Consider the following 25745-nt stretch of genomic DNA (forward strand, 5'->3'; position numbering starts at 1 on the left):
ACCGTGTCCGTCCCCGATGAGAGTCGGATGAGAAAACAGCGCCGGACCGCATACGTATGATCCGGGACGTGCGGGTACTGGTGGTGGACGACGAGGCAGCGGTGCGGGACGCGCTGGTGCGCGCCCTGGACAGCGAGGGGTACGAGACCCGATCCGCGGGCGACGGCGGCGCGGCGCTCGAACAGATTGCCCGCTGGCTGCCCGAGGTGGTGGTCCTGGATGTGTCGATGCCGTTCACCGATGGCCTGAGCACCTGCCGCACCCTGCGGGCGCGCGGGGACCGCACCCCGATCCTCATGCTCACCGCCCGCGACGCGGTGGCCGACCGGATCGCCGGCCTGGACGCGGGCGCCGACGACTACCTGGTCAAACCCTTCGATCTCGACGAGTTGCTGGCGCGGGTGCGCGCACTGCTGCGCCGGACCTACCCCGAGGACGGCGCGATCCTGTCCGCCGGCGACCTGACCATGGACACCACCGCGCACACGGTCCGGCGCGGCGGTCGCGAGATCGAGCTCAGCCGAACGGAATTCGCGTTGCTCGAGGTCCTGCTGCGCAACGCCGGGCAGGCCCTGCCGCGCGAGACGCTCATCGACCGGGTGTGGGGCCGCCAGTCCTCCAATTCGCTCGAGGTGTACATCCGGTATCTGCGGCGCAAGGTGCAGCACGAGGGCGAACCCGCGCTCATCCACACCGTGCGCGGGGTGGGCTACCGGCTGGGCGCGGCGTGAAGCGACTCGGCCTGCGCGGTCGCATCGCCGTATTCTTCGTGCTGGCAATGGCTTCGGCGCTGGCCGGGATGGGCGCCGCGGCCTACGTCGTGGTGGCGCACGAACTGGACTCGGCCCTGAATCTGGGCCTGCGCCGCCAGGCCACCCGCATCGTGCGGCAGTTCCCGGTCGAGCCCTCGGTGGCCGCGATGTCGGGACCGTGCGAGTATCTGGCCGCGCCGAGCTGTGTCCAGGTCGTCGCCGCCGACGGCCGCATCGAATCGGAGTACGTCCCCGGCGTCACCCTGCCGATCGACGATCGCACCCGCGCGGTGGCCGCGGGCTCGGACAGCGGGTACTTCTCCGACATCACCGTCGACGGCTACCGCATGCGCATGTACACCGTCGCGCTGCGCCCGGGCAGCGCCGTCCAGGTGGCCCAGCGTTCGGAGACCGTCGATCTCGGCCTGCGGCGCCTGAGCGTCGCCCTGCTGGTCGCCGCGGCCGGCGGCACCCTGCTCGCGGCGGCGGCCGGCACGGTGCTCGCGCGCCGCGCGCTGGCCCCGGTGGCCACTCTCACCGCGGCCGCCGAGGACGTCGCCCGCACGCGCGATCCGCAACGTCGGCTCACGGTCACCGGCACCGACGAGGTGGCGCGACTCGGCACGACGGTCAACACGATGCTCGCCGAACTCGACGCGGCCCTGCGCGCCGAACGCGATGCCCGTGCGGCGCAACGGCGTCTGATCGCCGATACCTCCCACGAACTGCGCACGCCGCTGACCGCGCTGCGCACCAACATCGATCTGCTGCGCCGGGCCGGGCGCCTGACGCCGGAACGGACCGCCGACACCGTCGCCGCGCTGCGGACACAGTCCGAGGAGTTGTCCGGCCTGGTCACCGATCTCATCGATCTCGCCCGCGCCGACGATCCGGCCGCGCAGGGCGAGCCGCTCGAGGATCTGCGCCTGGACGTCCTGGTGCGCGAGGCGCTGAGCACCGCCCGCAGGCATTGGCCCGCAATCGTTTTCACCGAGGAGCTCGACCCCGTCACGGTGGCGGGCGCGCCCGCGCGGCTGTCCCGCGCGATCACCAATCTGCTGGACAACGCCGCCAAGTTCAGCCCGCCCGGCGGTGTCATCGAGGTGGAGGTGCGCGGGCGGCGGCTGATCGTGCGCGACCACGGACCCGGCATCGCGCCCGCGGACGCGCCGCACGTCTTCGACCGCTTCTATCGCTCGCCCACCGCCCGCGCCACCCCGGGGCACGGGCTGGGCCTGGCCATCGTCGCGCAGGTCGCGCGACTACACGGCGCGAGCGTCACCGCGACGACCGCGCCGGGCGGCGGCGCCGAGTTCCGCGTCGAGTTCCCCGCCTAGGACAGCGCCGAGTCGGTGGCACGTCCGCCGGTCAGGCGCCCGCGGCGAACTCGGGTTCGGATCGCGCCCGGCGCGGTTCCGCACCGAGTTCGGCCCGCGCGTTCGCCCGCGGTCCGCGCGCCCGGTACTCCTGCGGAGGCACTCCCTGCCAGCGCCGGAAGGCCCGGATGAACGAGGCCGCCTCGGCATAACCCAGGCGCGCGGCGACCTGCTCGGTGGTCATGTCGGTGTGATCGAGCAGCTGTTCGGACAGCAGCTGGCGCACCTCGTCCAGTAGCGCCCGGAAGGACGTGCCCTCCTCGTTGAGCCGGCGCGAGAGCGTGCGCGAACTCATGAACAGTTCGGTGGCGACCGCGGCCTGATCGGGTACCTCGCCCGGGTCGCGGACCAGCAGATCGCGCACCGCGCCCGCGACCCCGCCCCGGGCCTGGCGGCGCTCGAGCAGTGCCCGGCACAGGTTCTCGCAGGTGCTGCGCGCCCATTCGGTGGCCTGCGGCAGCGGTGCGTCGAGATACGCGCTGTCGAACACGATCTCATCGACGTCCGCGCCGAAGACCGGCGGCACGCCGAACACGGCGAGGTACCGGCCGACATCGGCGGGCGCGGACCGCCGGAAGGCGATGCGGCGCGCGGGCACGTTCGTGGCGAAGAGCTCGCGGCCGATCATCTGCATCCCGGTCATCGCGCGCTCGGCCAGGAAGGGCCGCACATCCTCGGGCACGCCCTGGTCGTCGAGCACCAGCCTGGCCTCGCCGCCGGACTCGGAGAAGACCAGCCGCCCGAAGGCGAAGGTGTGCCCGACGTAACGCACCGCCACCCCCACGGCCTCGCGCGGCGTGCGGCTGCTGAGCAGGGCCAGACCCCACGAGCCCGAGAGCGACATGGCATTGCGGCTGCCGGCCGCCACCCCGAGCCCGGCTTCGCCGCCGCAGCGCCCGAGCAGATTTCGCAGCACGGTGAGCTCGTCGCGAGCGGTGATCTCACGCTCGGGATCCCGCACCGCCTCGAGCGACAGACTCGTCCCGGCCAGCACCGCGGCCGCGGGCACACCGCGCTCCTGCGCGAGCTGCGTCATGACGAGCACACCGGAGGTCCCGCGCAATAGATCCCAGTCGAACATCTACCTGTAGTCCCCATCGACTCACACCGACACCTGCCCGGAGCGTCGGCGAAGTCCCTCGAGTCACCGCGGCCGGTGTGGCCCAACTTACACAAAAGGTGTTTCATGCTGTCACATGAACCCCCACTTTGACTCAGACAGTTGTCCAGTTCGCCGGGTTCATCCGCTTCGACCGGTACGATGGCGAGAGGCCCGGCGCACGTGGGCGTTACGGCGGCGAATGCCGAGTCCCGCTCGGCGGCAATCGGTTCGATGACACATCGAGCAACTACGCATTCACTGCAATTCGGGCATTCGGTGCAATGTTGACATGTATGCCATTGCGACGAAATCAGCCACCCGCACCCCCGTAGCGACACGCAACGACACTGCGCGACACGCCAATTCGTCACGTAACAGCGGGCCCGCGAGCGCGATGGATTTCGCATCCGGTTCGGCTGGATCGGTGATTACGTGAGGGACCCGCCTGATGAGTTCACCTGTTCTCCTACTCGTGCCCGTTCTCGTCGTGCCGGCATTCGGGGTGGGCATATGGCTCGGAATCCGCTCGACCCTCGCCGAACCGCCGCCCGCGCCCCGCCGCCCGCACAGCACGCCCGCGCGCCGGACGATCCCGGAGCGCGCCCGGCCGCACCGGCCCGCGCGGCCACACGGCTCCTGGTGGCACCCGACCCGAGCCCGCTAGCGTGGGCGGCATGAGCGCGAACAACAGCCGCACCGTCGTGGTCACCGGAGCGTCCTCGGGAATCGGCAGGGCGACCGCCGCGGCCTTCGCCGCCGCGGGCTACCGGGTGATCGGAACCGGGCGGACGCCGGACAAGATCGCCGACGCCGATCGGGTTCCGGGGGTGGACTACCGCGCGCTGGATCTGACCGACGCCGCCTCCATCGCACGCTTCACCGCCGAGCTCGGCGCGGTGGACATCCTGGTCAACAATGCCGGGGAGAGTCAGGCCGGGCCGCTGGCCGAACTTCCGGGCGACGCGATCGAACGACTCTTCCAGCTCAATGTGTTCGGTGCGGTCACCCTCACCCAGGCCCTGCTGCCCGGCATGCGCGAACGCGGCTACGGCCGGGTGATCATGGTCGGCTCGATGCTCGGCAGCTTCCCCATGCCGTACCGCTCGTCGTATGTCGCGACCAAGGCGGCGCTGCGCGGATTCGCGACATCGGCGCGGTTCGAGGAGTCTCCGTTCGGGGTGTGGATCACCACCGTCGAGCCGGGCCAGATCGACACCGGCCTGCGCGAGCGGCGCACCAAATACCTCGACGAGGGTTCCCCGCACACCGCCGATTTCACCCGTTTCATGGCCAAGCTCGATGAGAAGCAGGCGTCGGGCATCGCGCCCGACGAGGTCGCGGCCACCATCGTCAAGGCTGCGCGGGCGGACAGGCCGCAGCAGCTCTACGCGGTCGGCAGCAACGCCCCGCTCATGTTCGCGGTGCGGCGGGTGCTGCCGCGCGGGATCATGGAACGCCTCATCGCGGGCGCGCACGGCCTGAAGCGCTGACCCGCGCGGCCCGGCCGCCCCCGGCGATGGCGCCGTGCCCCGGGTGAAAACCCTTGCGGCGGCCTCAGATACGGCCCGTGTCATGGGCCCACATGGCGACCTCGACCCGGTTCCGGGCGCCGAGTTTGCGCATGAGGCCGGCGAGGTGGGCCTTGACGGTGCTCTGGGTGATGTGGAGTTCACGGGCGATCTCGTTGTTGGTGCGGCCCCGGGCAACCGGAACGAGGACCTCCTCCTCGCGGGCGGTGAGCGGTTCCAGCGGCTGCCGCGGCGGTGACGTCCGCGCCCGGGCGAACGCCGCGAGCAGCCGGACGGTCACGCTGGGTGCGATCAGCGCGTCCCCGTCGGCGGCGGCGTGGATGGCCTGGGTCAGCAGGGCGGGCCCGGCGTCCTTGAGCAGGAACCCGCGGGCGCCGGCCGCGAGCGCGCCGTACACGTACTCGTCGAGGTCGAAGGTGGTGATGACCACGATCGGCAGCGGGTCGGCGACATCGGGACCGGCGAGGATCCGGGTGGCTTCGATGCCGTCCAGCAACGGCATTCGAATGTCGAACAGACCGACGTCGGGCCGCAACTCGAGCGCCAGGCGGACGGCCTCGCGCCCGTCGGCGGCCGCGCCCACCACTTCGATGTCGGGCTGGGCGTCGAGCAGCATGGTCAGCCCGGTGCGCACGATCGGCTGATCGTCGGCGACGAGAACCCGGATGCTCATCGCGGCGTCCCGGTCCGGGGCAGAACGGCCTCCACCCGCCAGCCCCGCTCGGCGGCGGGACCCGCGTGGAAGGTGCCGCCGAGCAGTGCGGCGCGTTCCCGCATACCCACCAGGCCGTAGCCCGCCGGGGCGCGGCCGCCGGCGGCGGAACCGTCGTCGTCGACGATCAGTCGCACCCGGTCGGCGTCGCCCGTGACGGCCACGCTGACCCGGGTCGCGTGCCGGGCGTGCCGGCGGGCGTTGGTGATCGACTCCTGTGCGAGGCGGTAGATCGCGGCCCCGACCGCCGGGCCGAGGTCGTCGAGCTCACCGGACAGCGTCACCTCGACGCGGGGACGCGTCCGGCCGTCGGTGGCGAGTTGCTCGACCTGCGCCACCCCGGGCTGCGGCGCGAACTCGGTGTCCTGTTGGGCGCGAAGCACACCGACGATGGCACGCAGCTCGGTCAGGGTGCGGGTCGCCGCGTCCTCGATGACGGCCAGGGCCTCGACCGCGCGCTCGGGATGGGCGGCCGCGACCGCTCGTCCGGCCTGGGCCTGGATGGCGATGCCCGACACGTGGTGGGCGACGGTGTCGTGGAGTTCGCGGGCGAGCTGTTCGCGTTCGCGGGCCTTGGCCCGGTCGATGTCGCGGACCCGGATCGCCGCGCGGTAGCGGATCGCGGCGCCGAGCGCGGCGGCGAACAGGAAGAACGCGAAGCCCGCGACCGTCTCCCACGGGCTCATGGGGTCGGCGACGTAGGTGATGCACAGCCAGAGCAGGACGAGGCCGAGCCCGCTCGCCGCGCCCCGGCCCGAGTCCCACCGGACGAGCGCGTAGACCAGGATCAGCGTGGCGGAGACGCTGTTCGGCAGGATGCCGGACGCGTCGGTGAGGATCCGGACGATGTCGACGATCGTCAGCGTGCCGAACGCGACCGCGACCGCGGCCATCGGGCGGGTGCGGCGCCACGGCAGCGGGCCGAGGATCGCGAGCACGGCGATCAGCACCGGCGGGAGCGGCGCCAGATCCCGGCGCAGCGCCACCTCCACCGCGGACCAGCCGGCGAAAACCGCGACCAGGATCCAATCCCGCGGCCCCGGCCCCGGGGCGTTCGCGGGACGGGGTTCGGCCCACATCGAGCGGAGGACGTCGATCGTCACCCGATGAGCCTAGGCCGCCCGCGCGCCGGGCGTATCAGCCGAAAGTACAGGTGTCGGGCTGTGCCGAAGGTCAGGTCGGATCGAGCTCCGGGGCCGATGTGCCGGGCGGGCGGACTCGGTGAAGGTGGAAGCACCCACCCGATCGAGCCGAGGAGCATCGCGATGAGTACACGCCGACCAGACACCGGGAATCCACCGCCGCAGGAGCTGCGCCTGCCCGTGCGAGCCGCCCTCGCCGCGGCGTGGACGAGCCTCATGTTCCTCTACATCTACGTCGACTATCTCGCCCTGTACAAGCCCGGCTTCGTCGACGACATCCTGGCCGGCACCGTCCACGAGTTCGACACCGGCCCAACCTTTGTCGCGCTGTCGCTGACGCTCATGGCGATCCCGGCCCTCATGATCCTGCTCTCGGTGACGCTGCCCGCCCGGGCCGCCCGCACCCTCAATCTCGTCGTCGCGGTGCTCTATATCCCCGTCACGGTGTACAACGCGGCGGGCGAGCCGTGGTCCTACGCCTACTTCTACGGCGTCTCCATCGGACTCGAGGCGCTGCTCCTGGCCTTCATCCTGCGCTCGGCCCGGACCTGGCCACGCGTCGCCGACGCGCCCGCCGCGCCGAAGGCGGAGGCCGGTGAACCGGTCCGCCGCTAGGTGAGTTCGAGGTCGCGCCCGATGATTTCGCGCATGATCTCCGACGTGCCGCCGTACACCCGGGTGACCCGGGCGTCGGCGGCCGCGCGCGCGATCGGGTACTCGCGCATGTAGCCGTTGCCGCCGAACAGCTGCTGGCAGCGATCGATACAGCGGAACTCCATTTCCGAGGCCCACAGTTTCGCCTTGGCGGCGTCGGCGGGGGTGAGCCGCCCGGCGTTGAGTTCGAGCACGCACTTGTCGATGAACGCCTCGGCGACCGCGACCTCGGTCGCCACGTCGGCGAGGGTGAACTTCGTGTTCTGGAACCCGCCGATCGGCTGCCCGAAAGCCGTACGGCCGCCGACGTAGTCGATGGTCAGGCGCAGGCAGGTGCGGGCCCGGGCCAGGCAGGCCACGGCGATCTGCATGCGTTCCTGGGGCAGGTTGCGCATGAGGTATTCGAAGCCGCGCCCGGCCTCGCCGAGCATATTCGCCTTGGGCACAACCACGTCGGTGAAGTGCAGCTCGGCCGTGTCCTGGGAGCGCAGACCGAGTTTGTCGAGATTGCGGCCGCGGTCGAAACCCGCCATGCCGCGTTCGAGCACCAGCAGCGTGAGCCCGCGATGCCGGTCCGGCGAGGTGCGCACCGCGGTGATGACCAGATCGCCGTTGATGCCGTTGGTGATGAAGGTCTTGGCGCCGTTCACCAGGAAGTGGTCACCCCGATCGGCGGCGGCGGTGCGAATGCCCGCCACATCGGATCCCGCCGCGGGCTCGGTCATGGCGATGGCGCCGATGAGCGTGCCCGCGACGAAGCCGGGCAGCCAGCGTTCGCGCTGCTCGGGTGTGGTGAGTCCGGCCAGGTAGGGCGTGCAGATGTCGTTGTGCAGCGCGACATTGAGGCCGACCCCCGCGCAATCGCCCGCCATGAACTCCTCGATGAGGATCTGGTTGAACCGGAAGTCGTTCGTGCCGAGGCCGCCGTATTCGAGCGGCGCCGCGAACCCGAGCAGCCCGAGTTCGCCCGCGCGCGCGAAGATTTCACGCGGCACGATGCCCGCGTCCTCCCAGGCGAGGTAGTGCGGCGCGAGCTGTTTGCGCACGAATCCGCGCGCCAGTTCGGCGAAGGCCAGGTGATCGTCGTCATAGTGCCCGCGTTCCATGTCTTCCATCCTCGGGGGCGTCGCCGCTGCTCCGCCAGACAATCGCGGCCACACGTACGATGGAGGACGGGGAGATCATCGAGATCCGTTGCGGCAGAAGTGTTGCGCTCGCGGTTGCAGACCCGATGATCTTGGTGAACAATCGGCGATCATTCTGGACCGCCCGGGGCGGGCACAGCTTAACTGTGGGAGCGAGATGGCGGCTCGAATGAGCTTTTGTTTTCTGGTGGAAGAGCAGTACCGCCGGGACGGAATGCCGCGCAGCGTGATTCGGCAGTTGCAAGCGTGGGGCCACCGGGTGGACGTCATTCGCCCCGGCGGTGAGCTGCTCGAACTCGACGATCTGCTCGACCGCGGCGATCACGACGCCTGGGTGCTCAAGACCGTGTCCGGCGGACCCGGCCTCGGCCTGCTCGAGGCCGCCGCGGCCGCCGGGCAGACGACGGTGAACGACGCCCGCTCCATTCGCGGCGTCCGCGACAAAGTGCACGCGGCCGCTCTCGCGGCCCGCACCGGGTTGCCGGTACCGCGCGCCTGGGCGGCGGCCCGGCCGCTGGATCTCGCCCGGATATCCACGGCCCATTACCCTTTGGTGGTCAAACCGGCCGACGGCAGTTCCGGTCGCGGCGTCCGCCTGATCGAGCGGCCCGAGCAGCTCACCGAACTCGGCCCGGACGAGGGCATGCTCATCGCCCAGCCCTACGTCCCGAATTCCGGGGTGGACCTGAAGGTGTACTGCGTCAACGGCCGGATGTACGGCACCGAGCGCACCTCACCGCTGGCCGGTGCCCCCGGGCTGCCCGATCGGCCGGTCTCCCTGGACGCCGAGGTCACCTCCATCGCGATCCGGGTCGGGGAGGTGTTCGGCCTGGACCTGTACGGGCTGGACATCGTGTACGGGCCGGACGGCCCGATGGTGGTGGATATCAACGACTTTCCCAGTTTCCGCGAGGTGCCCGACGCGGTCGCCGGGGTGGCCCGCGCGATCATCGACCTCTCGCGCGCCGGTTCGCGCCTGCGCCTGATCACCACACCCGACCCGGCCGAACCACTGGCGGTGGGCACGCACGCATGAGAGTCGGCCTGATCACCGCCACGCCCGAGCACCCGCTGCTGTCGGCCACCGCCACGTTGCTCCGGTCCCGTGGGCACGGCGTGGACCACCTGCCGCCGACCGCGCTCCCGCCCGCCGACCCGGCCGATGTCTACCTGCTCAAGGCCCGCACGCCCGCGGCGATAGCGCTGGCCCGCACCCTCGAACTGCGCGGGGTCACCGTGCTCAACTCCGCCGCGGCCACCGAATTCTGCCAGGACCGTACGCATATGGCGCTGCGCGCGGATCAGGCGCACCTGCCGTTCGCGGGCACCGTCGCGCTGTCCGCGCTCTCACGTTTCGACGGCCATCTCGACACGCCCCTGGTCATCAAGAGCAGGCACAGTCGCCGCGGCGATCTGGTGACCCGGGTGCGCACACCGGCGGAACTGCGCGCGTTGCTGCCCCGCTGGGCCGACGAGCCGGTGGTGATCCAGGATTTCGTGCCCGGCTCCGGCTGGGATCACAAGCTGTGGGTGGTCGGCGATCGGGTCTTCGCCGCCCTGCGCCCCTCCGAATTCGACTCCGGTGCGGGCCGGGCCGACATTCCGCGACCGGATACGCACCCCTGGGCCGAGTTGGCGCGCGGCGTCGGCGCGGTCTTCGACCTGGAGGTCTACGGGGTGGACGTGCTGGAGGTGGACGGGGCGCCGCTGATCATCGACATCAACGCCTTCCCGGGTATGCGCTCGGTCACCGGACCACCGGAGGCCCTGGCGGAGCTCGTCGAATCACGGTCGCCCTGAATGGAATTCGACAGCGGTCCGAGCTATCGGGTGCGATAGAGCGGCGGCAGATAGCGCTCGGACCGCGCGCCGGCCAGCAGCGAGCGCAGCCGCGCCCCGCTGACCGGATCCATGGCGTAGGCGAGTTCGGCCACCCGGCGCAGGGTCAGGAAATCGACTCCGGCGCGGGCGGCCCGATCCGTGTACTGGTCGACGGTGCGCAGCGCGTCGTCGTGCGCGTAATAGGCGGCGCTGGTTGATACTTCGGCCAGGCGCTGACGTTCGTAGTCGATCTCGGAGCTGCCGCGATGGATGCGGATGATCTTCTCCACCGCGGCCAGATCCGCGGTGCCGATCAGCTGCGCGGCCAGGGTCGCGGCCAGCACCCGGTCGGCGTCGAACTCGTAGGCGATGGTCGCCGCGTCGGTCAGCACCACCGTGCCGTCGCCGCGCCGGGTCTCGACCCGGCCGCGGATCCCCCCGGCCGCCGCGGCCAGCAGCCCGTTCGCCTCCGAGGGATGCCAGACGAACAACTCGCGGACGGGGTCGAAATCGGCTGCCTCGAAGGTGAACACCGCGACCCCGCCGAGCGCGGCCAGCCGGCCGGCCAGTTCCCTGCCGCCGAGTTCCCCGTCCAGTCCCATCCCGGCGACCACCAGTCGCACCGGCAGCCCGGAGCGCACGCTTGCCGCCAGCGCCAGCGAGTCCGCGAGCGGCGTCCGCAGCCCCCGCTCCCCGCCGGTGGCCAGGATGTCGCCGCCGACGTCCACCACCACTATTTGGTCTGCATCGAATTCCTTTGCCGCCGCGGCGATCTGGGCACCCACCCCGGCCGCGCCACCCACCGGATCCAGCAGCAGGACGCGCTCGCGCACCACGGCGGCAACGGCGGGCAGGGTCGGCCGGGCCCCGCTGCGCAGGCGCGAACCCCCGAGGATCTCGAACACCCCGGGCGCCACGTCGACCCCGCCGACGAAATCCGCCCGGCCGCGCGGCCCGGGAGCGGGGTCGAGCATGAGCCGATCCCACGAATAGCTCAGTACCGCCGCGATATCCACCCCGAGCCGGCGCCCGGCCACCCCGGCGGATATCGCGTCGCCCCCGCCGCCCGCGGCGATCACCACAGCACGCGCCATGCCCCGAGTCCCCTCCCCCTCTGTCCGCCGATAACCGTGAACCAACTGGTCAGCGGCAAGATGCTACCCGCAGGGCAGCGCCGAACGGCGGCAGAAACGCAGGGCCGGGCGGCATTTCGAGGAGCCCAGCACGTGGACGACGCCGCAGCGCGGTGGATCGGCCTCCTGACCCCAGGGCGACGTCCCCGGGCAGCCCCGGTCCGGCCACGAACCTCACCGGGTGCGCCCGGCGAGAACCCTGAGCGGACCGGGATGCCGGTCAGCGCCGCCCAGCTGACATTCGCCCGGTGCCGGCGCCTCGAACGGCCAACCGCCTCGCCCCGGAAGGAAACCCGAAGCGAGGCGGCGGCTACCGGCGCGTCAACCGTCGACGGTCAGCACCGTTCCGGCGGCGACGGTCCGGCTGCCCTCGCGGACGGCGAAACCGAGGCCCGGCTCGAGCGGAACCGGGCGGCCCAGGGTCACCGTCACCTCGACGGTGTCGCCGGGTACCGCCCGGCCCGCCGGGAGCACCACGTCGCCGACCACGTCACCGGTGCGCAGATAGAACTGCGGCCGGTAGCCGGTCACGATCGGCGTGCGCCGCCCGCCCTGGGCGGCGGTGAGCAGGTGCACCCGCGCGGTGAAGGTGGTGTGCACCGCGACGCTGCCCACGGCCGCGACCACCTGACCGCGCTGGACCTGACCACGCTGGACCCCGCGCAGCAGCAGCGCGACGTTGTCGCCCGCCTCCGCCGATTCCATGGTGCGGCCGAAGGTTTCGACCCCGGTCACGATGGACTCGAGGCTGTCGCCGTAGCCGAGCACCGCGACGCGGTCACCCATGCGCACCCGCCCGCGCTCGACCGCGCCGGTCACGACGGTGCCGCGACCGGTGATGGTGAGCACGTTCTCCACCGGCATGAGAAACGGCGCGTCGGTGTAGCGCACGGGCAGCGGTATGTACTCGTCCACCGCCTCGAGCAACCGCAGCAGCGCGGCCGACCAGTGCGGGTCCCCGTCCAGCGCGCGCAGACCCGACACCGGCACCACCGGCACCCCGTCGCCGTCGTACCCCTGCGCGGACAGCAGTTCCCGCACCTCGAGCTCGACCAGCTCGAGCAGCTCACCGTCGCCGGCGTCGGCCTTGTTGAGGGCGACCACGATGTGCTCGACCCCGACCTGACGGGCCAGCAGCACGTGCTCGGCGGTCTGCGGCATGATGCCGTCCAGCGCCGACACCACCAGGATCGCCCCGTCCAGCTGGGCCGCTCCGGTGATCATGTTCTTCACGAAGTCGGCGTGCCCGGGCATGTCCACGTGCGCGTAATGCCGGGTGGCCGTTTCGTATTCGACGTGCGAGATGTTGATGGTGATGCCGCGCTCGATCTCCTCCGGAGCCCGGTCGATGCGGTCGAACGGCACGTAGGCGCCCCCGCCCTGCTCGGCGAGGACCTTGGTGATGGCGGCGGTCAGGGTGGTCTTGCCGTGGTCGACGTGCCCCATGGTGCCGATGTTCAGGTGCGGCTTGGTACGGACGTAGGCCTGCTTGGCCATAATGATTCCCCTTCGGGGAGTGCGTGATTCACGCTCGGGAGCGCAAGGACCTCAGCGACGGGCCGACCTTCCCCGTCTGAGGTCCGGGACGTCCCGGGAAAGGTCAGCGTCGTGCGCCGTCGAGTGCGGAGATCACCAGGGCAGCGACCATCGCACCCGCGGCTGCGGGCAGGCTTGCGATGGTGTGCGCGAACATGGGTAGCAGGGTGCCCCATGAACGGGGCCGTGCGCCAGCGAATTTCGCTCACGCACGGCCCGGCATCGGAAGCGAGCTCAGCTCGAGAGCACCTCGAGCATGCCCGGGGCGAGCACCGCGCTCAGCTCGGACCAGGGAATCGTGATGTCCACGACCCCCATCGCCGAGGGGCCCACCGAGCCCTGCTGGAAGTAGACGCGCATACCCTCCGGGGTAGCGGTCCAGACCTCGAAGTTCTCCGAACTCGCGCTCGCGCCGCGGGAATCGAAATCGTCCCCCGCCCGGGTCCGCGGGCCCAGCTCGGCGGCCTGCGCCGCGAGCACGTCGAGTCCGGCCCGGCTGTCGGTGAACAGATCTCCCAGCCCGATCGCTTCCCCGGTCTCGCGATCGGTGACATGGCTCGCCAGCATGGACCACGGATGCGCGCCGCCGCCGTCGAAGCTCACCCACAGCAGCCCGCTCACCGCTCCGGCGCCGATGTGCTCCACCACGCTGCGCCCGTTCGGGTCGGTGATGCTGACCGGAGGATCCTCGTCGGTCACCTGATGACCGGACACGAAGCCCTCCAGCAGCTCACGCATGCTCGCGTTGAATTCCGTTGCGGCCGCGCCGGTTCCGGGTTCCACCTGCGGCACCCGCACGTCGTAGCTCACTCGGCCCTCGGTCCCGTTCACCCGGACGCTCGCGGCGGTGAGCTTACCGGTGCCCGGGCGCGTGGTCACGGTCGTGGTGGCCGCGGCCGACGTCGTGGCCGATGTCCCGGGACCCGTGGTGACCGGCACGGTGGTCGTGCCGTCCTCGCAGGCCGACAGGCTCAGTGCGATCGCCGCGATACCGGCGACGGTGGCGGTCCGAATCCACATGGAACCCTCCCGTTGTCAGGGCATCGCCGTCCGGCGGTGCTGTTCCCCCAGGGTCCGGGCTCACACCAGGCGCCGACCAACGAACGACCAATCGAGCCCGCCGGGCCTAGCGGGTCCGGCCCACGAATTCGAGCCAGCGCGGCGCGATCTCGGGCCGGATCCCCATCTCACGCAGCAGTTCCAGGGTCTCGGGCCAGGTCAGTCCGGCTCGGCGGCATGCCCGCCACGCGGCCCGGGTGCGGTCCCCGAGATCCTCGAGGTCACCGGCGACGAGCCAGTCGCGCACCCAGCGCCGATGCGGCAGCAGCGTCGCGATCACCTGCCACAGCGGCACCCGCAGGTCCGGGCTCGGCCGATCGTGCCCGGGATGGCAGCGGCGCAGTTCGTTCACGGTGGCGACGGCCTCGAAGCGCTGTTCGAGGGCGAGCAGATGACCCAGGAACGGCCGGCCGGCGGACTCGTCGGTGTACAGCCAGTGCCGCATCCGGTGTTCGAGGTGGATCTGCAGGCGATGGATCCGCTCGCGGGTGACGCCGAAGTCCAGGGCGAGCCGTCCGAGGCCGGCCGGTTCGGTGGCGAAGATCAGCCCGGCGGCCACGGCCCGCCGTCGCACGTCCCAGTCTCCGGTCAACTCGCCGAAGGCGGCCAGTGGCTCGGACAGCAGGGCGGGTGCGGGCAGGATGGCGGCGTCCGCGGCGGCGGTGAGCCGGGTGACGCCGCGCGGCGCGGGGCCCGGCCGGGGTGATGCCGCGGGCCGGAATTCACCGAACCGCGGATCGCGACCGAAGCTGTGACACCGTGACACTCGCCCTCCCCCGAAGCACCTGCGCGACCCACGATCGGACCGATATTCCATGATGGGAGGCCCCGATCAATGGGGAATAGTCGACGAATCAACGGAATTTCCGCACCTCTACACTCTCGAACGGGGAGGTCGGTTTGCTGAAGTTCTCGATACTGGGCGAGGTTCGCGCGTGGCGCGCGGACACGCCCCTGGATCTCGGTCCGCCGCAGCGGCGTGCCGTGCTCGCGGCGCTGCTGTTGCGCGCGGGCAGGGCCGTCACGGCCGCGGATCTGGTCGAGGGCATCTGGGGTGAGGATCCGGTGCCGCGCGCGGTCCCCGCCCTGCGCACCCACGTGGCCAAACTGCGGCGCGAACTCGAACCCGGCCGGGCCGCGCGCGGCCCCGCGGCGCTGCTGGTCTCCGTCGGCGACGGCTACACCCTGCGACTGTCCCCCGGCAGCACCGACATCGACGCGGTCGAGGCCCTGCTCGCCCGGGCCGCCCGGCTGCGCGACGAGGACCCCGTCGCCGCCCGCGACACCCTGGTCGCCGCGCTCGCGCACTGGCGCGGCCCCGCCCTGAGCGGGCTGCCCGGCCCCTTCGCCGAACGCCAGCGCGCCCGGCTCGAACAGTGGCGGCTCACCATCATCGAGGATCGCCTCGCCCTGGACATCGCGACCGGCCGCAGCGCGGACGCGGTCGCCGAATTGGGCCCGCTCATCGAGCAATTCCCGCTGCGCGAACGCTTTCGCGCCCTGCTGATGACCGCGCTCTACCACTGCGAACGCCAGGCCGAGGCGCTCGAGGAGTACGCCCGCGCGCGCCAGGCGCTGGTGGAGGGCATCGGCGTGGAGCCCGGCCCGGAGCTGAGCGCGGTGCACGCGCACATCCTGCGCGCCGAACTGCCACCGGTGACGCGTCCGGCGCCCGTGCGCTCCCCCGCGCAGTTGCCGCCCGATATCGCCGACTTCACCGGCCGCTCCCGGCTCACCGCCGAACTCGCCGCGCAACTGGTCGGCGACCACAGCGCCGTGGTCATCTCCGCGGTCGGCGGGATGGGCGGGGTCGGCAAGACCACGCTCGCCCTGCACGTCGCGCATCGGGTGCGCGATCGGTTCCCGGACGGCCAGCTGTATGTGAATCTGCGCGGTGTCGACGACGAGCCCACCGCACCGGGCGATGCCCTCGGCGGATTCCTGCGCGCGCTCGGCGGCGCCGAGGGCGCGATTCCCTCCGGCGTCGAGGACCGGGCGGCGCAGTTGCGAACCATGCTGTCCGACAAGCGAATTCTGCTCGTCCTGGACAACGCCCGGGACAGCGCCCAGGTCCGGCACCTGCTGCCGGGCACCCCGGGGACCGCGGTGCTCATCACCAGCCGCTCCACCCTCACCGAACTGCCCGCGGTCCGGCGCACCCGCCTGGACGTGCTCGAGCCCGCCGAGGCGCTGACCCTGCTCACCCGGATCCTCGGCGCGGAACGGGTGCGCGCGGAACCGGACGCGGCCCGCGCGGTCATCGAGCAGTGCGCGTGCCTGCCGCTGGCGGTGCGCATCGTCGGGGCGCGACTGGCCGTGCGGCCGCGGTGGACCATCGCCGATCTGGCCGCCCGCCTGGCCGACGAGAGCCAGCGCCTGGACGTGCTGCGGACCGGCGACCTCACCGTGGAAGCGGCCTTCCGGCTCGGCTACGCCCACCTGAATCCCGAGCAGGCCGGGGCTTTTCGCGCGCTGGCCCGGGCCGACGTTCCCGACTTCCCGGTGGCGGGCGCCGCCGCGGTGCTCGGGGTGAGCGTCACCCGCGCCGAGTACATCTGCGAATCGCTGGTCGATCTGAGCCTGCTGGAGACCACCGCGCCCGGCCGCTACCGCTATCACGATCTGCTGCGCCTGTTCGCGCGCGGTCAGTCCGGCGTGGACGAGGAGACGGTGCTCGCGGGCCTGCTCGACCACTATCTGGCCAGCGCCAAGAATCTGCTCGCCGCGATCGACTACAGCAACATCTCCGGCCTGCTCGTGCCCACCGTCGCGCCCGGTCATCGGTTCACCAACGGCTCGGACGGCCAGTCCTGGAACGACATCGAGCGTCCGGTGGTCATCGCGCTGCTGCGCCAGGCCGCGCGCCTGGGCGGCCCGGTGGTCGCGGTGGCGGCCGACCTGGCGTGGATCACCGCCGAGACCATCGACGCGGGCACCCGGGCCCGCGAACTCGCCGAGGCGCTGAAGGCCCTGCTGCACACCGCGGTTCGCGACGAGTGCCACGGATCGGTACGCCGCCTGCGGGTTTCGCTCGGCGCACTGCTGCAGGTCGGGCTCGGCGAGGTCGAGGCGAGCAGGCGGTATCTGCGCGACATTCCCCCGCCCACCGACGACGCGGGCCGTCGCCTGCAGGTGCTCACCGAACTGCTGCTCGGCATCGCCGACCGCAGGCTGGGCGACACCGAGGACTCGCACCGGCGCTTCCACGAGGCCCTGGCCCTGACCCGGATGCTCGGCGACCGTTCCATGGAGGCGTGGATCCTGGCGCTGTCGCTGCGCACGCTGTGCGAATCGGGCCGGTACGAGGAGACGATCACCGTCGCCGGCCACGCCCTCGCGCTCGCCCGCGAATCGGCGAACGATCTCGCACTCTGCTGGGCCACACACGAATTGGCCGCCACCTATTCGCTGCGCGGGGACCACGAGCGCGCGCTCGAGCTCGGCGAGCAGGCCGTGCGCATGGCCCAGTGCAACGGCGTACGCCTGTGGGAGGGCTGGGCACGCACCCGGCTGGCCCAGATCCAGCTCCGCGCCGGGCGCGTGTGCGCGGCCGAGACCGAGGCGGCCACCGCCCTGGATCGCCTGGCCATCGCGGCCGATCCGCTGGACCGCGCCCGCGCGCTGGTGCTGCGCGCCGCCGCCCTCGACGCGCGCGGGGCGACCTGCGAGGCGGATCGGGACGCTCGTGAAGCCGCCGCCGTCTTCGACCGCGCGGGCCTGCCGCCACCCACCCTGACCACGCTGTTCAATCCCGCGGCCGCGCTGCCGATCACACAATAGAGAACGTTTATTCCTTATTGATCGGCGCCTGACAGGCTGGTGCCCGGACGCCACGCGTGGTGATGGGCAGATCCCCGGCACCGGCGTCCATCCGGTCATGTCCGCGTATGTGCGAGGGGTACGTACGCGTGTCATGCCGTTCTCACGCCGCCCGCGGGTGCCCGCGCCGCGCGCCGCCGCCCCCGTTGTGACCGCGTTCTCGCGCCGGATGACACCCGTGTGATTTAGGATTGCCCGCAGTTTCGCCAAGAGTTTGCTGTGCACCGAACCTGTTGTCCGTGATCGGCGATGAAGGCGGGCCCGTGGGCATATTGCGTGAGCACAAGACCTTGCTGTCCAACGTCGCGCTGGTGGCGGTGCTGCTGGCCGGCGGGTCGTATCTCGCCTTCGGCGTGGCCCGGGTGCGGCCGCCGGGCGATACCTACTCCGTCACAGTGCATTTGGATCGCTCGGGCGGACTGCAGGCGGGCAACGACGTGACCTGGCGCGGGTACCGCGTCGGCAAGATCCGGAAGATCGAACTCGTCGAGAACGGGGCGGAGGTGGCCGCGGTCGCGGAGATCTACCGGCGATACGACATTCCGGCCGACACCGCCGTCCACGTCGGCGCGCTGTCCGGGGCGGGCGAGCAGTACCTGGACTTCCGGCCGAACACCGACGTCGCGCCGTACCTGTCCGACGGCACGGTGATCCGATTCGATCCCGAGCGCATCACCACCCCGGTGCCCATCTGGTCGGCGCTGGACAACACCAGCGCCCTGCTGGCACAGGTCGACCCGGACAAACTGACCGTCATCCTGAACGAACTCGACACCGCGCTCAGTGGCGGGCCCGAGCAGCTGCGCCACCTCATCGAGGGTGTCAGCCTGGCCACCACCGGCCTGGACAACCTGCTGCCGCAGACGACCAGCCTCATCGAGAACCTGCGTGTGATCGCCGATACCTCCTCGCACGCGCAGCCGGATCTGGGGACCCTGACCCGCAATTCGCGCATCCTGGTCGATCAGGCCAACGCCGCCAACGGCGAACTGAACCGGTTTCTCACCGACGCGCCCGGCCAGCTCGCCATCGCCGAGGCCACGCTGACCCGCAACGAGCAGCCCATCGAACAGCTGGCCCAGACCATGAGCGCCATCGTCAAGAGCGCCCTGCTGCGCACGCCCGCGCTGCGGGCGCTGTTCCCGGGGCTGGTGGTCGGCACCTCCGCCATGGGAGTTCCGGCGCACGACAACGAGTTCCACACGATCCTGGACGCCTGGCCGCGGCCGTGGTGCGACTACACCAGCAGGACGACGCCGCTGCAGCAGGCGACCGACGGCACCTTCGCGCGGTGGAACTACTGCGTCAATCCGCCGCCGGAACAGCAGATTCGCGGCTCCGGCAACGCACCCCGGCCGAATATTCCGGACAACGGCGCGCAAATGCCGACCTGGGGTGACCCGGAGGACCGCACGCCACCGCCGGTGCGCTGAATTTCCTCCGCGATTCTCCCCGCGTGTCGGCACACCCGGCGCGGGTTCATCCCGCGAATTTCCGAATGGAGCCCGCAGAATATTCCCGTGGTACCGCCAGGTGGTCCCAATGCTTGTGCCCATGTGATGTCCCGCCGCCCCGATCGGCAGCTCTCGAACCGGGTGGCGGGCAAGGCTAGAGAGGTCAGATGACTCGATGACGATCAAGCGTTCCCTCGGCCTGGCGGCCCGTTCGGCCGTCCTCGCCGGTGTCGCGTCGGCCGGTCTGGTGGCGGCTCCCGCGCAGGCCGAGCCGCTGTGGCCCGGTGGCCCGGAGGTCCCGGGCGTGCCCGCGATCGTGCCCACCGTGCCGGTCACCGCGCCGTGTTCGGAGAAGGCCCGGGCGTGCTTGCGGCTGAGCACGAATGAGGCCTGGCTGATGGACAAGGGCGAGGTTGTTTTCGGTCCCACGCCCATTTCGCATGGAATGCCCGGTTTCGAAACTCCCCCGGGCGTTTTCAACGTGGCGTTCAAACGGCCGTTCCATTGGAGCACGATGCATCACGCGCCGATGGAATACGCCATCTTCTTCAATGGCGATATCGCTTTTCACATCGGTCCGGTGGACAAGCAGTCGCACGGCTGTATTCGTATGACGCCGGACGGGGCGAAGGAGTTCTTCCGCTACCTGCAGACCGGTGATGTGGTCGAGGTCGTGGCCTGACCCGAATCTCGTGTGCGCGGCCCCCTTCCGGTCATCGGGAGGGGGCTTTCCCTTGCCGTCCGAGGTGACCGCCGTTACAGTTACGCACCAGTAGGAACGCTAGCGTTCCCTGAACGCCGGCAATCCCCGATCGAAGTGTGGAGCTGTAGATGACGAGACCGACCACCGCCGTATCGGATCGGACCGCCGTGACCGCCATTTCGACTCCGCTGCACGATGCCCGTGGGCTGTCCCGCACGCTGGTCACCCATTTCGCCGAGCACGTCGCGCCGTGCGGCACGCTGCCGGGCGACGCCCTGCGCGGCGACGTCACCGCGGTGACCAGGACCTGCCTCGAGCTCGCGGCCGCCGTTCTCGAGGGCCGCGACGTCAGCACCAAGCTCGAGCGTCTGCGCCGCGCCGGCGCGGACTGGGCGCGCGAAGGCATCCCGATCGGCACCATTCACCGTGCGGTACACGATGGTTTCGCGCTCGGGTTCGATCTCATCCTGGACGCGGCCGGCCCCGAGCACTACGAGCGGATCGCCGAGACGGCCCGGCGGCTCATGGAGGTGCAGGCCATGGTCGGCACCGCGTTCGCGGTCGCGTACGTGCGCGAGCACCGCGCGGTGGTGGCCGAGCATCACTCCGCCGTGCACACCGTCACCTCTGCGCTACTGGCCGGGCATTCGGCCGCGACGATGGCGCGCGCGGGCGGGGTCGAAATCGACGAGGCGTATCACGTACTGGCACTGAGCATTCCGTCGCACGTCGGAGAATCGGATCCGGCCATCGACTCCCAGGTGGTGGCGCGGCGCAAACTGCGCCGCCTGCAGTCCGAACTCGCGGATCGGTGCGGCGGGCGGGCGCTGGCCCTGCTCGGCACCGACGGCGGCACCGTGCTCCTGCCCCAATCCGTCGTCGCCACAGCCGATCTCGACCCCCTGGTGGCCGCCCTGGCCGCCGCCGCGCAGGTGCCGATCACCGCCATCGCGCTGCACACCGCGACCGCGACCATCCCGCAGGCCGCGGACCAGGGACACGAACTGCTGGATCTGGTGCACCGGCTGGGCTGCGCGCCGGGGCTCTACAACTTCGACGACCTGGCCATGGAGTATCAGCTGACCCGGCCCGGCCCCGGGCGCGAATACCTCGGCGCGCTCCTGGATCCGCTCGACGAGCACCCCGAACTGCTCGACACCCTGCGCCGGCACATCGCCAACGATCTCAATCGCAAACGCACGGCACGGGTTCTGGGGGTGCACGCCAATACGGTGGACTACCGGCTCAAGCGCATCGGGCAGCTCACCGGTTTCGACCCCGCCCAATCCTCGGGACTGTGGTATCTGCGCTCGGCACTGGTGGCACGCTCCTACGATCGGCCCGGGTCCGCGGTGGGCGACCCGCTGCCATCCGCGCCAGCGTCCCGGCGAAGGCCAGATGTCCCGCCAGCGCCGACCGGCTCGACGCCACCGACCACACCGTGCGCACCCCCGCGGGGTCCGGCGGGCGCTGGGCGAAGCGGTCCGCCAGCCAGTCGGTCATGAGCGGCGCGGCCAGGAACTGCAGGGGCAGATGCATACTCAGCCGATCGCGGACGTAGCGCACGTCCGCGCCGTGGTCGAGATAGCGCCGCACGTGCGCGTCGATATCGGCGACCGCGATGACCTCGTCGTTGACGCCCTGCACCACCAGCAGCGGCATCGCGGGCGCCTGGGCGCCCGGCCGGATCTCGTCGAGTACCGCGCGCAGGTGCGGATGCGCGAACATGGCGGCCAGCCCCGCCCCGGAATGACGTTCGGCGTCGCGCCCGGCGAACCGGGCGAGCAGCGGGAAGGTGGCGGTGGTCTCGGCGCGCTGCAGCAGCGCCAGGTATGCCGCCGAAAGATGTTCGCGCAGCACCGGATCCAATTGCGGGTAGGCCCGGCGCAGCGCGGCGGTGAAGACCATGGCGAAGCCGGCGAAGGGTGACCCGTTCAACCGCATGAATGCCGCCGCCGGATCCCCGACCGGCGATCCGGCGACCGCGCCCACGATGTCGAGTTCGGGCGCGTACTCGGCGGCGAGTTCGGCCGCCCACGCGGTGGCCAGCCCACCGCCGGAGTACCCCCAGAGTCCGATGCGGGTGGCGGCCGAGAGTCCCAGCGGCGCGAAGCGCAGGGCCGCGCGGGCGGCGTCCAGTGCGCGGTGGCCGGGTTCGCGCGCGGCCCCGAAATGCCCGCCGGCGCCCTCGTGATCGGGTACCGAGACCACCCAGCCGCGTTCCAGCGCGCCGATGATGAGCGGTAGTTCGATCTGCGGTATCGAGCCCGCCGCGCGGGCGCGATGCCGTAACGCGTAGGAGGGGAAGCACATCGGCGCGACCGCGTCGATCGCGCACTGGAACGAGAGCAGCGGGCGGTCGCCCGGATCGGGCCCTTCGGGCAGCAGCACCGTGGTCACCGCGGCCTCGGGCGCGCCGCGCAGGTCGGTGGTGCGGTACAGCAGCTGCCAGGCCCGAACGCGCTGAGGCACCAGTCCCAGCAGTCCCAATCGCACAGCGCGCGTGCGCAATACGGTGCCGGGCGCGAACGCGCCCAGCCCCTCGGGCGCGAGGTGGAACGGATCGGCGTCGGGTAGCAGCGGTCTGCCCCACTCGGGTTCGGCGTCGTTCCGGAGCAGGGGTTCATCCAGCGAGTCGCCGATGGTCATGGTGTTCCTCTCGGGCAGGGCGCTCGGCGCCGGGCGGGTGCCCGGCGCAAGGTCGCGGTCGCGGTCAGAGCTGTCCGCCGCCGCCGATCAGCCAGGGATTGAACGCGCACGCCAGTTCCGGCGACGTCCCGGATCCCAAGGCGCGCAAGGTGATCGACGCCGCACGCGGCGAGTACAGCATGGTGAGGTGATCGGAGAGATCCTGGTCGCAGCCCTCCTGCAGGGTGATGTTCTGAACCGTGGCGCCCGGCCCGGCCTGCAGGAAGGTCCACTCGTACGGGTTGGAGACCTCGTCGTGCCGGGTGCCGACCACGGTGTACTCGACCCCGGGGACGGTGTCGCCGGTGGCGTTGAGCCGGGAGTAGAAGGACGAGCCCACCACCTGCTGGATGTTCGACTGCCCGAGCAGCGGCTGATAGAAGCCCAGGATGTCCAGCCCGAGGTTGTTGATGGCCCGACCCAGCGCCGCGATGCCCATCAGCGAGGTGCCGTGATTGGTCGCGCCGAAGGAGATGAACTTACCTATCTTTCCCTCTCCCCCTTCGAATTTCAGATACTGGGAGGCCACCGGACCGCCCTGCGAATGCGCCACGACATCGACCGCGCCCGCCCCGGTCGCCGCGAGCACCCGGTCCACGAACGTCCCGAACTGGCGGGCGGAGTCCTCCATCGGCCCGACCCCGTGCCTGCCCGGCAGCACCGTCCCGACGCCGCCGCCGTTCAGCAGGTTCTCGCGCCCGTAATTGAAGGCGAACACGCAGTATCCGGCCCGCGCTATCCGGGGCGAGAGGTAGGCGAAACTGTCGTAGGCGTTCATCCAGGTGCCGTGCAGCAGCACCACCGGCCGCGGGTGTTCCGCGCTCGGGCGGCAGTCCCACCGGTTCGCCCCGGGCGGGGCCGCGTCGGGATGCAGCAGCCCGTATCCGAAGGCGGCCAGGTACGCCGACACCTCCGGTCCCTCCCCCACCGCGTCGGAGGCGACACTGGCCGTCGCGGAACCCGTCCCGCTCCCGGAACCGCTCCCAGACCCACTGCCGGTCCCGACATCGGCCCGCGCCACGCCGCCGGCGCTCAGCACCGCCAGCGCGGTGGCCCCCGCGCACAGAATCGAGCCCAGCGTCCTGCTCGTCCGTCTCATGACATCTCCCACCGCATCGCATGAATCGACATCGGCGTCGAATTCGCTTGCGAACGTAAGGCGGTGGCGTGAGCGCTGTCACGGGCGCTGTGTCAGATGACAATGCCGCCCATCCGTGCCGGGCGGGCGGTTGTGGCGACGGACAGCCGAATCAGGCGGCGGGGGTGCCCGCGATGACGATGGCGGTGCGGGTGAACAGATCCGTCAACTCCGGCAGGGCCGCCGCGCCGTGCTGATGCAGGCACGCCCGCACCCGATCGTCGATGCCGCCGAGCAGCATGTCGATCATCTCCCGATCCGGCTCCCCGGCGAGATCGCCGTCGCGGACCCCGACCCGGGCCACGGCCAGGATGTAGTCGGCGAACTTCTCGTGCACCTGGGCGCGCTGGGCGACCAAACCCGGTCCGGCGGCGAGGGTTTCCACGTACAGCGCCCGGGCCGCACCCGGCTGGGCGGCGAGCATGCCCAGGTAGATCTGGAAGGAGAAGCGCACCCGGTCGGCCCAGCGCACGCCGTCCATGCCGGTGACGGTGGCCTGCAGCTGATCCAGCGCCGAGGTGACCGCGAGATCGTAGGCGGCGGCGAAGCATTCGTCCTTGCCGCCGAAGACGGCGTAGAAGGTCCGCCGGGCCACCTGCGCGCGGCTGACGATGTCGGCCACGGTGGTCGCCGCGTAGCCCAGTTCGCCCACCGCCTCCAGCACCGCGCCGCACAGCCGCTGATACTGCGAGGTGACGACTTCTTCCCGGCTCAGCCCGTGCCGCCCGCGCGGCAGGGGTCCGGCCGACCCGATAGCTTCCACACTCACCCCGCCAGAATATGGCCTGTGCGCACGTGGCGAAGCCCGGCTAGCGTTTCGGCCAGTACCAGGGCGGCTCGTCGAGGGTGCCCAGCCCGTCGACGACGGTCGCCCCGTCCCGCTTGACCAGCTCGATGGTGTGCAGGTCCGGGGCGTGCGCGGCGATCGCGGCGATGAGCGTGCGGGCATGGCTCACCACGACCACCTGGGTGTCGCGGGCCACGGCGGCGACGAGCGCGCCGAGCGGGCCGAGCAGTTCGGGGTGCAGACTGGTTTCCGGCTCGTTGAGCACCAGCAGTTCGGGTGGGCGGGGCGTGAGCAGGGCCGCGGTGAGCAGCAGGTAGCGCAGGGTGCCGTCGGAGAGTTCGGCGGTGGTCAGCGGCCGGACGAGACCGGGCTGGTGCAGCAGCAGCTCGAAACGACCGTCCCGGCTGAGGATTTCGATCTCGCTGCCCTCGAACGCGTCGTCGATGGCCCGCGCGAGGCCTTCGGCGTCGCCGATCTCCCGGATGGTCTGCAGGGCCGCGGCCACGTCGGCCCCGTCGTGCGCGAGGACCATGGTTCTGGTGCCGATCCGCGGGGTGCGCGCGGGTGCGTCGGCGTCGGTGCGCAGATGGTCGTAGAAGCGCCACGATCGCATGCGTTCGCGCAGGACCAGCAGGTCGGGGGCGGCCTGCGGATCGGCCAGTTCCGAGAGCATGCTGTCGAAGGACTTCAGCGGGTGCGGCACCATGGCCCAGTCGCCGTCCGCGCCGCGCAGGCGCAGCACCGGTCCGCCGCGCTCGGCCAGCAGGGTCGCGGGCCGCAGCACCGGGCCCGCCCACACCGCCTCGGCCTTGATCTCCGGATCGCGATCGAACATCGACCGACCGGGCACCGGCACGCCCAGGTCGGCGGCGTATCCGAAATCGTCGCCCGCGTAGCCCAGCCGCAGGGCCAGGGGTTCACCGCGCGGGGTCCGGCGCGGTCCGGCCCACAGGGTGGAGTCGATTCCGCCTTCACGGGCCAGCCCGGCCACGGCTCCGTTGCGGGAGAACTCCGCGAGCAACCGCAGGACCCGGTACATGCTCGACTTGCCGCTGCCGTTGGCTCCGGTGACCACGTTGAGCTGACGCAGCGGTACGACCAGCCTGCGCAGTGACCGGTAGTTCTCGACAGCCAGGGTGGTCAGCATGCGGCCAGTCAACCATCGGTTACCGACAGTGCAGTGATCGGACGCGGT

The 25745-nt window shown here is 71.3% G+C and carries 21 protein-coding genes and 1 pseudogene; 10 read left to right on the top strand and 12 right to left on the bottom strand.

Translation table 11 applies throughout. From position 1 onward, the window contains the following. Positions 1 to 68 precede the first annotated feature (68 nt). Together ACWDOP_RS13785 and ACWDOP_RS13790 are read left to right on the top strand one after the other, a co-directional pair. A complete protein-coding gene (locus ACWDOP_RS13785) occupies positions 69 to 731 on the top strand; it encodes a response regulator transcription factor (RefSeq protein ID WP_456345331.1) in 663 nt (220 codons plus the stop codon). Next, on the top strand, positions 728 to 2089 hold the full coding sequence (locus ACWDOP_RS13790) for a HAMP domain-containing sensor histidine kinase (protein ID WP_456345332.1): 1362 nt from the start codon (positions 728 to 730) through the stop codon (positions 2087 to 2089). The genes ACWDOP_RS13785 and ACWDOP_RS13790 overlap by 4 nt, the downstream gene beginning before the upstream one ends. A gap of 31 nt (positions 2090 to 2120) precedes the next feature. On the opposite strand, the gene ACWDOP_RS13795 is transcribed toward ACWDOP_RS13790, so the two are convergent. Next, complete coding sequence (locus ACWDOP_RS13795) at positions 2121 to 3209, bottom strand: AraC family transcriptional regulator (RefSeq protein WP_456345333.1); 1089 nt, start codon at positions 3207 to 3209, stop codon at positions 2121 to 2123. A 695-nt stretch (positions 3210 to 3904) separates the two neighbouring features. Between ACWDOP_RS13795 and ACWDOP_RS13800 the strand changes: the two genes are divergently transcribed. Then, complete coding sequence (locus ACWDOP_RS13800) at positions 3905 to 4720, top strand: SDR family oxidoreductase (RefSeq protein ID WP_456345334.1); 816 nt, start codon at positions 3905 to 3907, stop codon at positions 4718 to 4720. Between the two features lie 64 nt (positions 4721 to 4784). Here ACWDOP_RS13800 and ACWDOP_RS13805 read toward each other — a convergent pair whose 3' ends face one another. Together ACWDOP_RS13805 and ACWDOP_RS13810 are read right to left on the bottom strand one after the other, a co-directional pair. Then, entirely contained in the window at positions 4785 to 5432 is a 648-nt protein-coding gene (locus ACWDOP_RS13805) for a response regulator (RefSeq protein WP_454200301.1), read from the bottom strand. Beyond that, on the bottom strand, positions 5429 to 6574 hold the full coding sequence (locus ACWDOP_RS13810) for a sensor histidine kinase (RefSeq protein WP_456345335.1): 1146 nt from the start codon (positions 6572 to 6574) through the stop codon (positions 5429 to 5431). Before ACWDOP_RS13810 ends, ACWDOP_RS13805 begins: the two co-directional genes overlap by 4 nt. 162 nt (positions 6575 to 6736) lie before the next feature. Here ACWDOP_RS13810 and ACWDOP_RS13815 point away from each other — a divergent pair, with 162 nt between their 5' ends. Further along, the gene (locus ACWDOP_RS13815) at positions 6737 to 7228 is read left to right on the top strand and encodes a DUF6326 family protein (RefSeq protein ID WP_456345336.1); all 492 of its coding nucleotides are present in this window, start codon (positions 6737 to 6739) and stop codon (positions 7226 to 7228) included. Here the strand turns inward: ACWDOP_RS13815 and ACWDOP_RS13820 are convergent. Further along, positions 7225 to 8373, bottom strand: coding sequence for an acyl-CoA dehydrogenase family protein (locus ACWDOP_RS13820; protein WP_454200298.1), 1149 nt, complete (start codon positions 8371 to 8373; stop codon positions 7225 to 7227). The genes ACWDOP_RS13815 and ACWDOP_RS13820 overlap by 4 nt on opposite strands. Positions 8374 to 8581: 208 nt before the next feature. On the opposite strand from ACWDOP_RS13820, the gene ACWDOP_RS13825 reads away from it, so the two are divergent. Next, positions 8582 to 9448, top strand: coding sequence for an ATP-grasp domain-containing protein (locus tag ACWDOP_RS13825; RefSeq protein ID WP_456345337.1), 867 nt, complete (start codon positions 8582 to 8584; stop codon positions 9446 to 9448). Continuing rightward, entirely contained in the window at positions 9445 to 10212 is a 768-nt protein-coding gene (locus ACWDOP_RS13830; protein ID WP_456345338.1) for an ATP-grasp domain-containing protein, read from the top strand. Before ACWDOP_RS13825 ends, ACWDOP_RS13830 begins: the two co-directional genes overlap by 4 nt. 23 nt (positions 10213 to 10235) lie before the next feature. On the opposite strand, the gene ACWDOP_RS13835 is transcribed toward ACWDOP_RS13830, so the two are convergent. The 4 genes from ACWDOP_RS13835 to ACWDOP_RS13850 form a co-directional block, all read right to left on the bottom strand. After that, entirely contained in the window at positions 10236 to 11327 is a 1092-nt protein-coding gene (locus tag ACWDOP_RS13835) for a DUF1152 domain-containing protein (protein WP_456345339.1), read from the bottom strand. 360 nt (positions 11328 to 11687) lie between these two features. Continuing rightward, on the bottom strand, positions 11688 to 12863 hold the full coding sequence (gene tuf / locus ACWDOP_RS13840) for an elongation factor Tu (RefSeq protein ID WP_456345340.1): 1176 nt from the start codon (positions 12861 to 12863) through the stop codon (positions 11688 to 11690). 273 nt (positions 12864 to 13136) lie between these two features. Beyond that, a complete protein-coding gene (locus ACWDOP_RS13845; protein ID WP_456345341.1) occupies positions 13137 to 13922 on the bottom strand; it encodes an RsiV family protein in 786 nt (261 codons plus the stop codon). Between the two features lie 106 nt (positions 13923 to 14028). After that, complete coding sequence (locus ACWDOP_RS13850; protein ID WP_456345342.1) at positions 14029 to 14727, bottom strand: hypothetical protein; 699 nt, start codon at positions 14725 to 14727, stop codon at positions 14029 to 14031. A 134-nt stretch (positions 14728 to 14861) separates the two neighbouring features. On the opposite strand from ACWDOP_RS13850, the gene ACWDOP_RS13855 reads away from it, so the two are divergent. The 4 genes from ACWDOP_RS13855 to ACWDOP_RS13870 all read left to right on the top strand — a co-directional run bounded on the left by ACWDOP_RS13855 (position 14862) and on the right by ACWDOP_RS13870 (position 21442). Next, positions 14862 to 17741 (top strand): BTAD domain-containing putative transcriptional regulator, encoded by a 2880-nt coding sequence (locus ACWDOP_RS13855; RefSeq protein ID WP_456345343.1) that lies wholly within the window; start codon positions 14862 to 14864, stop codon positions 17739 to 17741. Between the two features lie 302 nt (positions 17742 to 18043). Then, on the top strand, positions 18044 to 19213 hold the full coding sequence (locus tag ACWDOP_RS13860) for an MlaD family protein (RefSeq protein WP_456345344.1): 1170 nt from the start codon (positions 18044 to 18046) through the stop codon (positions 19211 to 19213). A 196-nt stretch (positions 19214 to 19409) separates the two neighbouring features. Continuing rightward, positions 19410 to 19916 carry a L,D-transpeptidase gene (locus ACWDOP_RS13865; RefSeq protein ID WP_454200291.1) on the top strand — a complete coding sequence of 169 codons (507 nt, stop codon included), beginning with the start codon at positions 19410 to 19412 and terminating at the stop codon, positions 19914 to 19916. 149 nt (positions 19917 to 20065) lie between these two features. Then, positions 20066 to 21442 carry a PucR family transcriptional regulator gene (locus tag ACWDOP_RS13870; protein WP_456345345.1) on the top strand — a complete coding sequence of 459 codons (1377 nt, stop codon included), beginning with the start codon at positions 20066 to 20068 and terminating at the stop codon, positions 21440 to 21442. 19 nt (positions 21443 to 21461) lie between these two features. Here ACWDOP_RS13870 and ACWDOP_RS13875 read toward each other — a convergent pair. From ACWDOP_RS13875 to ACWDOP_RS13890, 4 genes and pseudogenes are all read right to left on the bottom strand, one after another. Then, positions 21462 to 22586 (bottom strand): annotated as a pseudogene (locus ACWDOP_RS13875) (lipase family protein); the annotation flags it as partial. Between the two features lie 64 nt (positions 22587 to 22650). Beyond that, positions 22651 to 23724, bottom strand: coding sequence for an esterase/lipase family protein (locus tag ACWDOP_RS13880; protein WP_456345346.1), 1074 nt, complete (start codon positions 23722 to 23724; stop codon positions 22651 to 22653). Positions 23725 to 23875: 151 nt separating this feature from the next. Then, positions 23876 to 24532 carry a TetR/AcrR family transcriptional regulator gene (locus tag ACWDOP_RS13885; protein ID WP_456345347.1) on the bottom strand — a complete coding sequence of 219 codons (657 nt, stop codon included), beginning with the start codon at positions 24530 to 24532 and terminating at the stop codon, positions 23876 to 23878. A gap of 40 nt (positions 24533 to 24572) precedes the next feature. Beyond that, complete coding sequence (locus ACWDOP_RS13890) at positions 24573 to 25697, bottom strand: AAA family ATPase (protein ID WP_456345348.1); 1125 nt, start codon at positions 25695 to 25697, stop codon at positions 24573 to 24575. Between the last annotated feature and the right edge of the window lie 48 nt (positions 25698 to 25745).

The organism is Nocardia sp. NPDC003693 (genome assembly GCF_053981095.1).